The organism is Bacillus sp. D386 (assembly GCF_006346415.1).
In genome coordinates this window covers 97,959-113,573 of record NZ_VEMV01000002.1, presented here as the reverse complement: position 1 = coordinate 113,573, position 15,615 = coordinate 97,959, and the positions used below count along the sequence as shown (strand labels likewise).

The following is a 15,615-nucleotide window of genomic DNA, read 5'->3' as shown; positions in this document are numbered from 1 at the left end:
TAAAAAATAAGAAAAGGAGAAGCGAGACAAGAACATACATGGATCCAATAAAAGTCTTATAGTTATAAAGTTCTCTAATACCGGTTATTAAAAATAGGACGATTAAATAAACAAAAAGTAATTGCACCAAGGAGAAGACCCTATATGAAAAAATATAACCCAGTAAGAAAAATGTAAGTAAGCCGGTTAACGCCTGTATGAACCGGAGCATGAAAACAATCTCCTCATTTCTATATATGTAAGATACCTTTCTCCATCCTCAGCAATTTGCTTCGCGTAATATCGTTTACGCCTTCAAATGTATGAAACCTCTATAATAAATATTGATTAGGTAATTGTTATATGATTGATTACTGAAGCACCTTAATTATAGGGTTAGTATTAATAGAACTTATCTTAAGGTTAAAGTTCATCTAAAAATTATTTAAAAATAATAAAAGTGTGAAAAAAGAATTGAATAAAGACCATTTAAACTGACTATACTGGTTAGATGTTACTCGCTCATGTTCAGATTATAATGATTTATGTTAAGATAAGAAAAAAATGAATAGGGCAGTGTGAAGCATAAATGGAAAAACAGAAATTGGTCGTGATTATTGGACCAACGGCAGTGGGAAAAACCAAATTATCAATCAATTTGGCCAAGAAGTTCAATGGTGAAATTATAAGTGGCGATTCAGCACAGATTTTTAAGGGTATGGATATAGGAACTGCTAAAGTTACAAAGGACGAAATGGAAGGGATTCCTCATTATTTAATTGATTGCAGGGAACCATCTGAATCCTATAATGTTTATGATTTTAAGCAAGAAGTGCAGCAGAAGATTAATGATATAACGAATAGGGGAAAGCTTCCTATATTAGTGGGTGGTACCGGTTTGTATATTCAATCCGTCCTCTATGATTACCAGTTCCCTGAAACCACAGCAAATCCTAATATTCGAGAAGAGCTGGAAGAACGAATTGAACAAGAAGGGCCTGATGCTGTTTATCAAACACTTGTTGAGATTGATCCCGTTGCTGCAGAAAAAATACATCCTAATAACACAAAAAGAGTTATCCGTGCTTTAGAGGTATTTTATGATTCAGGAAAGCGTTTCAGTGAACAGGAACAATCCACAGAGAGAACATTATTATATGATGTGGCTTTGATTGGATTAACGATGGACCGCGATCTTTTATATAAAAGGATCAATGAACGAGTGGAAGCAATGATGCAGCAGGGTCTTGAAGAGGAAGTCAGAAAACTATATGCAAAAGGATTAAAAGATGCACAATCCATGCAAGCAATTGGATATAAGGAATTTGAGGGACTCTTTGAAGGAACTGAAACACGAGAAAATGTTATAGCTCAAATACAGCGGAATTCCCGTCGGTTTGCAAAAAGACAATTTACTTGGTTCCGAAATAAGATGGATGTTCACTGGTTTGATATGACCAATTTGGCTGATTTCGAAAAAATTTCTGAAGAAATATCGCTTGAAGTGGCAGGAATGCTCGCTTTAAAGGCGAATAGATAAACTATAGAGAGAAAAGAGGAGGCAAAAAAATGAAACAAGGAATCAATATTCAAGATCAAATTTTAAATCAATTGCGTAAGGAAAATGTATATGTAACAATCTTTTTACTTAATGGATTTCAGTTACGCGGACTGATAAAAGGGTTTGATAATTTTACAGTCTTAATTGAAACAGAGGGTAAACATCAACTGGTCTACAAACATGCGATTTCAACATTTGCTCCTCAAAAAAATGTACAAGTTGACCTTGAAGGTTAAGGATAAGTACGGCAGACTCCCTCTACGGTGAGTCTGTTTTTTATTTAACTGATTTTTTCATTCTGTATGGAGGGTGCCCGGAATATAAATAAGGAGAGGAAATATAATTATTTTCCGGGCAATCGCAGTATGTGACAATCAGGCACACCTTTATTGGTAAAAAATAAATTTATATTGTAGTTTCAGGGGTGCCCTTGTCTATTTTGCCTTCACTTTGTCGAATGTGTTAGGTAAAAAAGGGGGGACACGGCTTCATTAAAGAGGTGATCAAATGGAGCAACAGCCAATGCGAGTGAGAAATAATGGGCAAATTAATGTTGTATTGAAAAATGGTCAAGCAAAGGCTCAGGTTAAGCCGATTCTAAATGTTCCTCCATTACCAAAGGATATACCTTCTCATCATATAGCCCTAAAAGAAATTGAAGCTGAATTGAATAGTCTCGTAGGCATGGAGGAAATGAAAAAAGTTATAAAGGAAATTTATGCATGGATTTATGTGAATAAACAACGGGAAGTAGCTGGCCTTAAGGCTGAAAAACAGGCGCTTCATATGATGTTTAAAGGTAATCCCGGTACTGGAAAAACGACGGTCGCACGGCTTATAGGAGATTTATTTGTAAAGATGAATGTCTTGAGCAAAGGCCACTTAATCGAGGCTGAGCGGGCAGATCTTGTAGGAGAATATATAGGACACACAGCTCAAAAGACGAGAGATTTAATCAAAAAGGCAATTGGGGGTATTCTTTTCATTGATGAAGCCTATTCTTTGGGAAGGGGTGGTGAAAAGGATTTTGGTAAGGAAGCGATTGATACATTGGTAAAGCATATGGAGGATCGGCAGCATGAATTTATTCTTATTCTTGCCGGATATTCACGGGAAATGGAGTATTTTTTAACCTTGAATCCAGGCCTGCAATCCCGTTTTCCGATTGTCATTGATTTTCCGGATTACACGGTTGATCAATTAATGGATATAGGGAACCGAATGTTAAGTGCCAGGCAATACGTTTATAGTCTGGACGCGGAAAGAAAACTGCGCGATCATCTATATTATTTAACAAATGTTCTACATCTTAAATCCTTTTCCAATGGTAGATATGTAAGGAATGTAATAGAAAAATCAATCAGAACTCAGGCAATGCGTCTTTTGCTGTCGGATCAATATGAACGTCGGGAATTAATGACCATCCGAAGTGATGACCTAGTGTTCGATACGTTTGAGTAAGAGATACGAATAAATATGAGTGCCCCGTAAGCTGTCATAAAGCTTTTGGGGCATTTGTTTTTTTGAGAAATAGTCATAATGAAATATTTCTAAGATGGTGATTATTAGTAGGTTAGAATACTAAAATCAAACGCAGGGAATTAACGAACTACCACGTCTAAGTAATCTATTAATAATTTAGATTTTGTGGTAAATTTTAGTTAGTTGCATAGGTTGGAATGGTAGATTTTATATTAACAATCTCTTGCCATAAAGATCGAGAAGTGGAATGAGAGTAGAAGGTTAAACGAGATGAATTTGATAGAAGAAATTATATTTACAAGCAAACAGGTAATCATTGATGCAGATTGTAAAAAAGAAGATTTGATTGTTTTGTTAAAAAACACCGGTGAAAATACGGTTCAATTAAACGGAGAACTTATTTTAACTCTTCCCAAGGGTCACCATATTATTCGATTCACAAAAGACCATTTCTGTCTTTTATACAATACGACTCTATCTTTTTATTCATTAACGGGTAAATTTGTATCTGAATTTGAGGTTGGTTCACATATTCATGAGTTATTTCCTTACAAAGATGGCGTTCTATGTACATATGGAGATCAAGGTGTATACGGAAAGGGTGCTGGAGTAAATATATTGAACTGTGTATCTCCATTCAGTGGTTTAGAGTCTTTTTATAACAATGCTATCCAATATGATCTTCTCTATGACCCTCTGGTTACTCGTTATAAGCCCTATGCTTGTATCAACTCGGAGAGAAATGAGTTAGTAATACTAAACGAGCAGCTTGAAGAAGAAAAAACGATGAAAATTCCTTTTGATACAGGAAATTTAATTACCTTTGCACTTACCTACAAATACGGCTTATTTATAGAAGAAAATAAACTATGTGTATGGGAATTTGAAACAACAAAACGCATTCTTGAGTATAAGAGGGAGTTCTCTTCTAAAATCAGAGCTATTTTTCATCGTCATAATTTTTCATTTATAGAGATTTCTGATTATGAGGTAAAAGGATTCATGCCAGTTGTGGAGTATGGCACTTAAGATAATCATCAATACAGATTAAAGAGCCTTGCTAAGAAAACAGCAAGGCCCTTATCATTTATCCTATATAAATACGAATCTATGAAAGTGGATTAGTAGGATATTTATGTAGTAACTCTTAATCAGTAACTTCTTTTAACAACAGGTAAATGCCATTCGTATAGATAAGAAAGCATTCGTAAAAAGGTAATAATAATAAATAAAAGGTATAATTCAAGGTTGGATGTCATCGCTCCGAGGCCGATTAAGAGACCTGCAATACCTGCCCAAATTGCGTAAATCTCAGATCTTAACAGTATTGGCTTCCTGCCTGCGAGGACATCTCGTACGATACCGCCGCCACTTCCTGTCAGGATAGCAGCAAATACAACCGCAATAAGCGGTAAGTTCATTTCCGTTGCTAGTAAAGCGCCCTGTACAGCGAATGCGCTTAAACCGATAGCGTCAAAAAAATTCCCCCACCTGTTCCAATGCTTTAAAAGCGAATGCTGAAATAAACAAACAATAGTTATAGAAATGAATGCGATAAAAAATAATCCGTTTTGTTCCCAAATATGGATTATTGGGATCCCGAGCAGCAAATTGCGAATGGCACCTCCCCCAAAGGCTGTTACAAATCCGAGTAAATAAAGGCCAAATAAGTCATATTCCTCTTCTGTTGCCACTAAGGCTCCGCTAATCGCAAAAGCGATTGTTCCGATAATGCTTAATACATCCCATGTCATACTTTTTTCTTTTTCTCCTTAAATAAAATTCAAATAATCATTTAAAATCTGGCTAATTTATCATATCATTTGAATACAGTGTTTGGAACGGGTGATTTTTTTGGTATGATAAGAAGAATAGTGAACTATTGAGGGAAGTGACATAATGGAAGAAACATATGAAAAAGCTATACTAGTTGGTTGTCAGCGAGAAGATATTGATGACAGTCGATTTGAATCCTCTATGGAGGAACTTGAATCACTAACGGAAACTGCCGGAGGGCAGGCTCTTGTATTAGTGTCTCAAAAGAGAGTTAAGCCTCATCCTGCTACATATATCGGGAAAGGGAAAGTCGAGGAGCTTATTGCATTAGTTGAAGAGCTAGAACCGGATGTCGTAATCTTTAACGATGAATTGTCTCCCAGTCAAATACGAAATCTAGGTAAAGAGCTGGGAACTAGAATCGTTGACCGTACCCAGTTGATTTTAGATATTTTTGCTCAACGTGCGCGTTCTCGCGAAGGTCAAATGCAAGTAGAGTTAGCCCAATTGCAATATATGCTGCCAAGATTGGCGGGGCAAGGTACTGAATTATCAAGACTCGGCGGCGGTATTGGAACGAGGGGACCGGGGGAAACCAAACTGGAATCTGACAGACGCCACATTCGACGTCGCTTGGATGAGATCAAAAGGCAGTTGGATTCAGTTGTTAAGCATAGGGAACGTTACAGAGCGCGCAGAAAACGAAATAATCGTTTCCAAATTGCATTGGCTGGCTATACGAATGCCGGTAAATCAACCTTGTTTAACCGTCTGGCTGAAGCGGATTCTTATGAGGAAAATCAACTGTTCGCTACCCTTGATCCGATGACCAGGGAATGTCTTCTTCCATCTGGATACAAGGTCCTTATCAGTGACACTGTTGGATTTATTCAGGATTTACCTACCTCCCTTGTTGCGGCATTTAGATCCACGCTTGAAGAAGTGACAGAATCCGATGCCATTTTACATGTAGTGGATTCTTCTCATCCTGATGCTTATAATCATGAGAAGACCGTTCAAAAAATTATCGAGGATTTGGGTGCTGAGGATATTCCTCAATTGATTGTCTATAACAAAAAAGATGCCGCCCATTCTGAATTTGTACCGACATCCAAGGAAAAATCCATTCATATATCTGCTCGTCAGGATGAAGGGATTCAACAACTCCTTTTAGAAATGGAAAAATTGGTTGAAAGCTTTATGGAACCATATTCCGTAATGATTCCAGCTAATGAAGGGAAAATTATAGCCCGGTTAAAGGATGAGACAATCGTTAAATCAACCGAGTTTCATGAAAGCAATGAGACCTATCATCTAAAGGGACTTGCTTTAGCAGACCATGCAATCATGGGAATTATTAAAAATTATGAGTAGGAGTAGGAATGCAACATGTTTGAACAATTAAAGAACGGTGAGAGAATTAAAGAAACTGTTCAGGAAACTGAAAAAATGATTGCTGAAAGATTTTTAGAAATTGAAGAAAATGTAGACTTTAATACAGCGAAGGTATTGAAAGCCTTCCAGGAAAATCAGGTTAGTGATGCCCATTTTAATCCATCAACAGGTTATGGGTATGATGATATGGGAAGAGATACATTGGAAAAGGTGTTTGCTCATGTATTTGGAGCCGAAGCGGCACTTGTCCGCCCGCAAATCATATCTGGAACACATGCTATTTCAACTTCCTTATTCGGCGTGTTACGCCCTGGAGATGAGCTTTTATACATCACTGGAAAGCCATATGACACGCTTGAAGAGATTGTTGGCATACGCGGAAGTGGTATAGGATCCTTAAAGGAATATCAAATATCCTATCAATCTGTCGCTTTAAAGGAAGATGGGTATGTTGACTTTGATGCAGTAGCAAAAGCCATTAAACCAAATACGAAGGTAATTGGAATTCAACGCTCAAAAGGCTATGATAACCGCCCATCATTTAAAATTGCAGAAATCAAGGAAATGATTCAGTTTGTAAAAGCAATCAAACAGGATGTCGTTGTCTTTGTTGATAACTGCTATGGAGAGTTTGCTGAGAAAATGGAGCCTACTGAGGTTGGTGCGGACCTAATGGCTGGGTCCTTAATTAAAAATCCTGGCGGCGGTTTAGCGAAAACGGGTGGTTATATTGCCGGTAGAGCTGATTTGGTAGAACGATGCGCATATCGTTTAACAACACCGGGTATTGGTGCTGAAGCGGGTGCTTCCTTGTACAGTTTATTAGAAATGTACCAAGGATTCTTCTTGGCTCCGCATGTTGTTGGACAATCCTTAAAAGGAGCAATCTTTACAGCTGCCATGCTAGAAAAATGGGGATTTAACCCTTCACCTACATGGAACGAACCAAGAACAGATCTCATTCAATCAGTCCAATTTCATGACAGAGATAAGATGGTGCTGTTCTGTCAGCAGATTCAGTTTGCTTCACCAATTAACTCTCATGTAACACCATATCCTGCTTATATGCCAGGATATGAGGATGATGTAATCATGGCTGCCGGAACGTTTATTCAGGGAGCGAGTATCGAATTAACCGCTGACGGTCCGTTAAGACCGCCATATACCGCTTTTGTACAGGGCGGACTAACGTACTCCCATGTTAAAATAGCCATTTGCAAAGCAATTGATCAGATGATTGAAAAAGGATTAATAAAGTAACTAATAATAACTCCCTTATTTTTGGAATAGGGGAGTTTTTTATTAGTAAAAATGGTCAGTGTGAGTTACAAGTAACCGATTATTTGCAGAGTGGGATTCAAAGTGAACTCTGTTTATCTATATCATATTAGCTGTTTATTGAATGGCATCGCATAGCATAGGTGTCTGAAGGGTGGAGGATAGGTGTTATGCTGCACCCATGGCACACCTATGCCGCACCTATGCGGGGTCAAAGGTGTCTGGAAGGTGCTGAATAGATGCTATGCTACATCTTTGTTACACCTATTCCTAATTAAAGGTGTTTGATAGATGTAAGATAGGCGTAGGATACCGTGGCTTTCCTGCATCTTCTATACACCTCTAGTGTGTCTGTGCAATATCTTTTCTGTATCTTGGTCTATTTGCTCCATAGAGGTAGGTATACTTTTTTGTGGAAAAGAGTTGAATTAATGTGTAAATAGAAGTGCTTTTTTATGTGAAATTCAAAATAAGGACCAGCTTGTTGCTTTTATTTATAAATTAATAGGTTAATTGTCTGAGTTTGGGGTAAAAGAAGTAAAGCAGTTAAAATGATACATTACTCCAGAGATTCCATGTCAGAAAACCTTACATATGATTGACAAAGAAGTTTACATGGCATAAACTAACAATATCAAGAAGAGGTATTGAAGGAGGATGTAGTGGTGAGCGGTAACATCAGAAGAACCATGCCACTTTTTCCAATGAGTATTGTCATGCAGCTGACCGATTTAACTGCACGTCAAATCCGTTATTATGAAGAACACAAATTGGTTTATCCAGCCAGAACAGAGGGTAATCGAAGGATGTTTTCGTTAAACGATATTGATCGTCTTTTGGAAATTAAAGAATTGCTTGATCAAGGCATAAATATGGCTGGGATTAAAAAAATTCTTGAACCTTCTATTTATAATGAAACTGAAATAATTGCTAAAGATGAACATTCTAAAGAAGAAACAAAACCAGAATTGACCAATGCGCAATTAAGAAAATTATTGCGTGATGAAATTTTGAAGGCTGGCCGCTTTACAACGAGAGGCAGCAACCAATCTGGTGATATGCATCGGTTTTTTAATTAAAAATTAAAATATAAAAAGCTTTATTATTTAAGGAGGAAAAAGGAAGATGGGGAAATACACTGCGGATGATATTAGAAAGTTAGCTAAAGATGAAAATGTGAAATTTATTCGATTACAATTTACCGACATTCTGGGAACAATTAAAAACGTAGAAATTCCAGTAAGTCAGCTTGATAAAGCATTAGAAAATAAAATGATGTTTGATGGTTCATCCATTGAAGGGTTCGTTCGTATCGAAGAATCTGATATGCTTTTATATCCAGATCTTGATACATGGGTAATTTTTCCTTGGACTGCTGAAAAAGGAAAAGTGGCTCGTTTAATCTGCGATATTTACAATCCGGATGGCACACCTTTCTCAGGTGACCCACGTGCTAATTTAAAACGTGTGTTAGAGGAAATGAAAGAGCTAGGTTTCACAGATTTCAATCTTGGGCCTGAACCAGAATTCTTCTTATTCAAATTGGATCAAGCAGGGGAACCAACTTTGGAGTTAAATGATAAAGGCGGATACTTTGACCTTGCTCCTACAGATTTAGGTGAAAATTGCCGTCGCGATATCGTTCTTGAGCTAGAAGAGATGGGATTTGAAATTGAAGCTTCCCACCATGAGGTAGCTCCAGGACAACATGAGATTGATTTTAAATATGCTGATGCGATTACAGCATGTGACCAAATCCAAACGTTCAAATTGGTAGTAAAAACAATTGCTCGTAAACATGGCTTGCACGCAACTTTCATGGCAAAACCATTGTTCGGTGTGAATGGTTCCGGTATGCACATGAACTTATCTTTATTCTCTGATGGAAAGAATGCTTTCTACGATACAAAAGGAAATATCGAATTGAGCGAGACAGCTCATCAATTCATTGCTGGTATCATTGAGCATGCGCCTGCGTTCACGGCAGTAACAAATCCAACAGTTAACTCATACAAACGTCTAGTTCCTGGATACGAAGCACCTTGTTATGTTGCATGGTCTGCTCGTAACCGTAGCCCACTAATCCGTATTCCGGCTTCCCGTGGATTGAGCACACGTGTTGAGGTACGTTCTGTTGACCCAACTGCAAATCCATACCTAGCTATGGCGGTATTACTTAGCGCTGGTCTTGATGGCATTAGAAATCAGAAAAAAGCTCCGGCGCCAATTGACCGTAATATCTATGTAATGTCTGCACAAGAACGTGCTGAAGAAGGTATTAAAGATCTTCCGTCTACATTATATCAAGCGTTAGTAGAATTACAAAAAAACCCAGTCATCATGAATGGTCTAGGTGATCATATCCTGGAACACTTTGTAGAAGCAAAAGAGATTGAATGGGATATGTTTAGAACCCAAGTTCATCCATGGGAGAGAGAACAATATCTTCAAATGTATTAATAGCTGAAACCCTTGACACTGCTAGCGTCAAGGGTTTTTTATTTGGTGGGGCAATCACATGTTTTTAGCTTGTCCAAATTTTCACCCCGCTTTTGCCCCGCCTCTAAACATTTTAACTTTTTGTGAAATCTTCAAATTTCTCCATAGTATCTTTTTCGATTTTCTTAGAGACGCGAGTACACATCAGCGGTGATCTGAATGGATCCATGACCCAATCGTACTTGGATGTATTTCATCGAAGCTCCTGATTCTAGAAGTAGAACAGCATGAGTATGCCTTAAAGCGTGAATTGTATCTTTGGCAATCCGGCTCTTTTATGGATTCGTTCCATAGCATTAAATAGTTACAGGAAATGAATATCCTGTGCGAAAGGTTTCGTGGATTTAAAGTATAATTGGAACATACTATGCGGTAACATGAGAAGAATAAATAAGAGGGTTCCTAAGTGGGATTCCTCTTATTTGTATATGACAAATGAACCGCATCTTGAGCCTCTTGTTGAAGTTATATACCAACGCTATTATTAACGTAAGTCGGATAAAGGATGATTATATATGAAGAAACTTTTGTGTATTTTCCACACCATGCGGTTACGCTATTTGCTTCAACATGTGGAATCATCTAAGGAAGTGAATCAAAAAATTCTTCTTTTGCATTTAAAATTAAACGAATTAGAAAAGCTGAAAATTTAAAATTAAAGGGACTTTCCACTCTGGAAGTCCTCTTTTTTATAAAAACTTTTTACCTCTTATTAATAAATCGCCTCTGACTGATATTATAAAAGTAGGAGGCGATAAAAATGAGATACACATGGAAAACTGATGCTAGAATTCCATGGGAACCGGAAGCGGATGAATTTCTGGAGAAACAACTAAGAATACACTCTAAAGAGAAGTTTGCTGTTATAGCGAGAAAAAATTAGCCCATCCACTTTGTGAAGGACATAGCGAAAAGCCCTTTATAGATCGCCTTAGTTGGATAAAAAACGGCAAGCAGAATCCAGGTGTATGCTCGGCCAATATAGTGCACACAATCCCTTAAGGGAAGGGGAGAAGTCTTACCATTTAAGGATTTAATATAAAAAAGCGAGTCAGTTTTTATGCCCAGCAAAATTGCTCGCCTCTGTCAAAAACTATAGTTGCCGTTTAATTTATTTTAAGTGTCCTCCAGGGCTCTTTTTATATATTCTAATAAAAGGGGGTACTGATAAAAATGGGGAAAATTATAGATATTTCACATCACCAGCCACCATCATCTATAAATTATGACAAACTAGCCAAGGAAGTGGATTTAGTTATTGTTCGTACTCAGTATGGATCTTCTACAATCGACAGACATTATAAAACTCATCACAAGGAATTTAATAAGCGTGGTGTACCAACTAATGCCTATGCGTGGGTAAGAGGTATTTCGATCTCTGATATGGAGAAAGAGGCTACTGATTTTTATAACCGGACTAAAGAATTTAGCCCGCCTGTTTACTGGCTTGACGTTGAGGAGAAGAGCATGAAAGATATGAGAGCAGGGGTTAAGGTCTATGCAAAGAAATTGAGAGCTCTTGGGGTGAAGAAAGTAGGGATATATATTGCCAATCATCTTTATAAATCCTTTAATATCGATATAAGAGACTTTGATGCTGTTTGGATACCTTCTTATGGGCGTAACAATGGCATGCGAGCAAGTAGCAGGAAACCTGACTATGTTTGCGACTTATGGCAGTTTACAGACAAAGGAATAGTAGATGGATATGCTGGTAATGTAGACTTGAATGCAATTATAAGTAATAAACCATTGAGTTATTTCACGGGTAAGTATGATCAAATCACATAGTATGAGGGGACTTCTAGTTGGAGTCCTCTTTTTTTGCCTAAAGTGATGCTCGTGTAAAGTGAGCCATTCTCTTGGCCAACTATTCAGACATTAAATGATAGTTACAAAGTCTAATTATGGCACAAAAGAAAGATTCTTCGCATATGATGAGGGTGAAGGTTACATGTTAAAACAGTTGGTGATGAATATGTTAGAAGAGTTCAAAGAGTACAAGCGTCAGACGGAAGGGCAATTTGATAAACAGGACGTGCGTTTTGAAAAACATGAACTCCGGATGGACAAGCAGGAGGATCGGTTGGACCAAATGCGTAGTACACAAATTGTACACGATCAACAGATTGCTGGTATTTTAGAAACCCTAAAAGACATTAAAGGAGATACTGTATGGTTAAGAAGAACTGTGACCGCTGCCGTTATAGGTGGAACTATTCCAGCGGTTATCGGTTTTATTGTGTTTGCTATACAAAAACTGAACTAAGGAGGGTGGATGATGAAAAGGTCTATACCATATTTTGAGGCACTAGTTAGTATATTGAGCTATTACCTTGCTATGGTATGTATGTTCAACAATGATATGTTTCAGCAATTGCCAGAGTTATATGGAACTTTAAGTCAGTTGGGAAGCGAGACATTGTTTGCTCTCATTTTCTTTTCTGCAGCTACCATTAAGGTTATTGGGCTGGTTATTAATAGTTATGTAATGAGAAAGTTTGGGTTAGGGTTATCCGCCTTAATTTATTTAATCATTGCTGTTTCTTATGCCACGAGTGAAATGTCCTTAAATTGGGGGGCAGGGATTTTCTTTTTACTGTCAGCATTCAGCCTTTTAAATATATTTGAAGTTAGGCATACTAAGTTAATGGAGTGATAGAATGAATTGGAAAGTACGTTTTAAAAACCCAACCTTATTATTGCATTTGCTACTTTAGTCACCAGATTTATATATAAGTTGCTCGGTTTAATAGGAGTCATGCCGTCTGTCGCAGAAGATGATACACCACAATTAGTTTTGATTTTTGTGGTTATTTTAGCTGGATTGGTATTGTTCAGGATCCGACCATTAAAGGAATAGGAGACAGTAGACAAGCCTTGACTTATGAAGTGCCAAGAGATGACAAACCCGATGTATATGTACCATTGGGTTTCTTGTGTTCATAATATGCGTTACCTAAGACGTATCATCTCAAAACTCTGCCTTACATAAAAGAAGAGAAGGCAATCCTTTTAGGACCGCCTTCTCAAGAATTTATTGAGCATTATTTTAGCATGGTTTGGATTAATACAGGGTCATGATCACTTGCTCGTCCGTGTTCTTCCATGAAGGCAGCGTTGATGTGAACGATATCAACAGCTGTACGCAATGTTAGTGGTTTCGAAACAAGGATATGGTCTAGCACTTGTAAATTTCCTTGATAGGCATACGTATAGCGGTCAATTGAGGGAATCAAATCAATCATATTCGTCAGTTCCCTTCCCTTCAGTGTTTTGAGTGTATCTGTAAATTCAAAGTCATTTAAGTCTCCGAGAGCAATAATATTGGCATTCTTGTTCTTGGACTGGATTTCTTTTACAAATTGATTCACCACATTTGCCATGCTAATGCGCTGCTCCTCACTAGACAATATAGCCGGCTGGTTTTTTCCAAAGAGCGGCTGATCTCCGCCTTTTGAATTAAAATGGTTAGCGATGACGATAACATCCTTCCCATTAAAGGTGAATTGGGCAGCTAAAGGCTTACGACTACTATCGAAAGCAGGATTTTCAGGATCAATTCGTCCTGGATTAGCTGTCAGTTTGCCATCTTCATAGCTGACTGCTTCATTCGCACTGCCTTTTGGAGCAGGAGTGAGTGACACTCGCTCTGGGTTATATAAAAATCCAACGCGAATATTCGCTCCAGGAGCGCCTCCGTCTTGATTATTAACCGGCGCAATATCTGTGAATGAATAAGAAGGACCGCCCAACTCTTTGATTTTATCAATCAATGTTTGATAGCTTGCACTTGCATCTGTATTACCGCTATTTGTGGCACCATCATTATCCTGTATTTCAGTAAGTCCAATGATATCAGGCTGATTTAAATTGTCAGTAATGGCTTTTGCAAGTTTAGTAGTTTTCTCGTCGCTTTCCTTCGGGGAGAAATTTTCTACGTTATAGGAAGCGACTGTCAGTTTTTTGGCATGTTGCTTAAATTTCGTTACCTCTTGTTTCAGGCTACCGTTTTTAAGCTCTGGTAAATTTTCTTTATCAGATAAGATTCGGTAATTGCTGAAACCATAACTTACAACACCATGAATATCTCCAGTAAATGAATCGCCTGTCTTGGTAACAAAGCTTGAATCACCAGTATCAATGATGAGTCGCTCAGGGTTATAATCGTTTTCTGAAATCCTCAAGCCTTTTGCCAGGGTGTTGAGTAAAGTATATTTTGACACTACATATAGTTCGCCATAATCCTGCGGTGCAATAACCTTCGGCTGTTTAATGTTTACGAGCATTCCCTCTAGGCTCTCGTAATAATCAATCCCGTCCTGATATGGATCAAACTTGCTGAACTGGTCGTTATCGATGATTCGTGTTGGCTGTCCTTTAAGCGGGCTAATCTCAATCGGCTTAGGGAGCGGTTGTGAGTCATTTACAATCGTAATGTTAGTAGCATTGATTTCTGTAACCGGTAAATCCGTTGTTAATTTTTCTGCATAACCTTCAAGTACCCATTCTTTAACCTGACCGCTTGCTTTAATGGTATTACCAACTTGTGCAGCATGGTTCCTTTTATAGACAAGTATGCCTTCTGAGGTGGCAGGGTTTTTATCAGGCGTTAGAGATTGCATGTAAAAGTTGTTAGCATCGGCAATATAAGTTACGATGCCTTCAACATCTGCCACATATTGATCCTGATATGGAGAGTGGTGCTCGGCACCTTGAATGTCATGTATCTGTAAACCGCTAGTGGCAATGTAATAGGCTAGTGATACAATATCACTGTTTTTATAGCCGTCTGCTACGACGATTGCTTTAATTGTCGTGTTTTCTGCGATGATGATAGGGGTCGTGTACACTTCGCTGTCTATGGTAGGTTCCATCCCATTTGTTGTGTAGTAGATGGTTGCGTTTTCCGTCTCTGTAGTTAAGGAAATAGCTGTTCCAGCTGATACTGGTCCTGGAGAGACTGAGCTCGCAGCAGCGGCAGCTTTCGGAGTTGGATCATGTTCTTCTGCAAAAACAATGGAGGTAGGTGATTTTAATCCAGGCACTGTATAGTAAGCCTCAAGATTTCCAGTAACGTGAATTTTACTCCCGATGATGGATGGATTAGACTGCAGCCCAAATTCTGCTCGGAATTTAGCCGGGAGCTGGATAGGAAGCAGTTTTTCTTTATCCGTTTCATTGGGTGAATCAGCTAGCGCAATATTAAAATCACTGCTGAATGGTGCTTCAAAATTGTAGCTATTATTTCCTGTCGTATGGGCAACGATATAGCCTTCAACAGTAGCATTGCCTGTATTGTTTGCTATTGCCTCTGTTACAGTAATTGGTCCATCTGCCTTGGGTGTTACCGCAGGAATGAACGATAAGAGGAGCAGGAACACGAGAAAGGCTGGGACGAAGAAACGATTAATATTGGATTTTGACATTCGACACTCTCCTTTAAATTTCTATCATTTCTCCCATATACTACAAAAAAGAGGGCAATTAGTACAGGGTGGTTAGATTCATCTTTCAATTGAAAGTTATAGTCAATATAAGTAAAAAGTCATGATTCTATTGTTTTTTAGAAAGGTATTGACTCTGAATCCTCAATTTTTTGAAGTTAGAAATATCGTTTAGTAAAAAATATCGAGTTTCTTCTA

The 15,615-nt window shown here is 38.0% G+C and carries 16 protein-coding genes and 1 pseudogene; 14 read left to right on the top strand and 3 right to left on the bottom strand.

Annotation, left to right across the window (positions count from 1 at the left end):
* Positions 1–568: 568 nt before the first annotated feature.
* The 4 genes from miaA to FHY45_RS05565 all read left to right on the top strand — a co-directional run bounded on the left by miaA (position 569) and on the right by FHY45_RS05565 (position 4,051).
* On the top strand, positions 569–1,519 hold the full coding sequence (miaA, locus tag FHY45_RS05580) for a tRNA (adenosine(37)-N6)-dimethylallyltransferase MiaA (protein ID WP_139891113.1): 951 nt from the start codon (positions 569–571) through the stop codon (positions 1,517–1,519).
* A gap of 29 nt (positions 1,520–1,548) precedes the next feature.
* On the top strand, positions 1,549–1,776 hold the full coding sequence (gene hfq / locus FHY45_RS05575) for an RNA chaperone Hfq (protein ID WP_066104248.1): 228 nt from the start codon (positions 1,549–1,551) through the stop codon (positions 1,774–1,776).
* Positions 1,777–2,047: 271 nt separating this feature from the next.
* On the top strand, positions 2,048–3,001 hold the full coding sequence (spoVK, locus tag FHY45_RS05570; protein ID WP_066104245.1) for a stage V sporulation protein K: 954 nt from the start codon (positions 2,048–2,050) through the stop codon (positions 2,999–3,001).
* Between the two features lie 291 nt (positions 3,002–3,292).
* Positions 3,293–4,051, top strand: coding sequence for a hypothetical protein (locus FHY45_RS05565; RefSeq protein WP_139891112.1), 759 nt, complete (start codon positions 3,293–3,295; stop codon positions 4,049–4,051).
* Positions 4,052–4,173: 122 nt separating this feature from the next.
* On the opposite strand, the gene FHY45_RS05560 is transcribed toward FHY45_RS05565, so the two are convergent.
* The gene (locus tag FHY45_RS05560; RefSeq protein ID WP_139891111.1) at positions 4,174–4,776 is read right to left on the bottom strand and encodes a trimeric intracellular cation channel family protein; all 603 of its coding nucleotides are present in this window, start codon (positions 4,774–4,776) and stop codon (positions 4,174–4,176) included.
* 145 nt (positions 4,777–4,921) lie between these two features.
* Between FHY45_RS05560 and hflX the strand changes: the two genes are divergently transcribed.
* The 4 genes from hflX (at position 4,922) to glnA (ending at position 9,931) form a co-directional block, all read left to right on the top strand.
* Entirely contained in the window at positions 4,922–6,172 is a 1,251-nt protein-coding gene (hflX, locus tag FHY45_RS05555) for a GTPase HflX (protein WP_066104235.1), read from the top strand.
* A gap of 15 nt (positions 6,173–6,187) precedes the next feature.
* The gene (locus FHY45_RS05550) at positions 6,188–7,453 is read left to right on the top strand and encodes a methionine gamma-lyase family protein (protein WP_139891110.1); all 1,266 of its coding nucleotides are present in this window, start codon (positions 6,188–6,190) and stop codon (positions 7,451–7,453) included.
* A 683-nt stretch (positions 7,454–8,136) separates the two neighbouring features.
* On the top strand, positions 8,137–8,550 hold the full coding sequence (locus tag FHY45_RS05545; RefSeq protein ID WP_066104229.1) for a MerR family transcriptional regulator: 414 nt from the start codon (positions 8,137–8,139) through the stop codon (positions 8,548–8,550).
* 46 nt (positions 8,551–8,596) lie between these two features.
* Positions 8,597–9,931: a type I glutamate--ammonia ligase gene (gene glnA, locus FHY45_RS05540; protein ID WP_066104225.1), complete on the top strand. Its 1,335-nt coding sequence runs from the start codon at positions 8,597–8,599 to the stop codon at positions 9,929–9,931.
* Positions 9,932–10,043: 112 nt separating this feature from the next.
* Here the strand turns inward: glnA and FHY45_RS21100 are convergent.
* Positions 10,044–10,274 (bottom strand): annotated as a pseudogene (locus FHY45_RS21100) (tyrosine-type recombinase/integrase); the annotation flags it as partial.
* 211 nt (positions 10,275–10,485) lie between these two features.
* Between FHY45_RS21100 and FHY45_RS20460 the strand changes: the two are divergent.
* The 6 genes from FHY45_RS20460 to FHY45_RS21195 all read left to right on the top strand — a co-directional run bounded on the left by FHY45_RS20460 (position 10,486) and on the right by FHY45_RS21195 (position 12,919).
* Entirely contained in the window at positions 10,486–10,623 is a 138-nt protein-coding gene (locus FHY45_RS20460) for a hypothetical protein (RefSeq protein WP_180349899.1), read from the top strand.
* Positions 10,624–10,730: 107 nt separating this feature from the next.
* Complete coding sequence (locus tag FHY45_RS20835) at positions 10,731–10,853, top strand: hypothetical protein (protein ID WP_257468928.1); 123 nt, start codon at positions 10,731–10,733, stop codon at positions 10,851–10,853.
* Positions 10,854–11,143: 290 nt separating this feature from the next.
* The gene (locus FHY45_RS05530; RefSeq protein ID WP_139891109.1) at positions 11,144–11,761 is read left to right on the top strand and encodes a glycoside hydrolase family 25 protein; all 618 of its coding nucleotides are present in this window, start codon (positions 11,144–11,146) and stop codon (positions 11,759–11,761) included.
* A gap of 163 nt (positions 11,762–11,924) precedes the next feature.
* Positions 11,925–12,239, top strand: coding sequence for a hemolysin XhlA family protein (locus FHY45_RS05525; protein WP_066104219.1), 315 nt, complete (start codon positions 11,925–11,927; stop codon positions 12,237–12,239).
* Between the two features lie 12 nt (positions 12,240–12,251).
* Positions 12,252–12,629, top strand: coding sequence for a hypothetical protein (locus tag FHY45_RS05520; RefSeq protein WP_066104215.1), 378 nt, complete (start codon positions 12,252–12,254; stop codon positions 12,627–12,629).
* 134 nt (positions 12,630–12,763) lie between these two features.
* Positions 12,764–12,919, top strand: coding sequence for a phage holin (locus FHY45_RS21195; protein WP_077248048.1), 156 nt, complete (start codon positions 12,764–12,766; stop codon positions 12,917–12,919).
* A 98-nt stretch (positions 12,920–13,017) separates the two neighbouring features.
* On the opposite strand, the gene FHY45_RS05510 is transcribed toward FHY45_RS21195, so the two are convergent.
* On the bottom strand, positions 13,018–15,399 hold the full coding sequence (locus FHY45_RS05510) for a DUF6359 domain-containing protein (protein ID WP_139891107.1): 2,382 nt from the start codon (positions 15,397–15,399) through the stop codon (positions 13,018–13,020).
* Between the last annotated feature and the right edge of the window lie 216 nt (positions 15,400–15,615).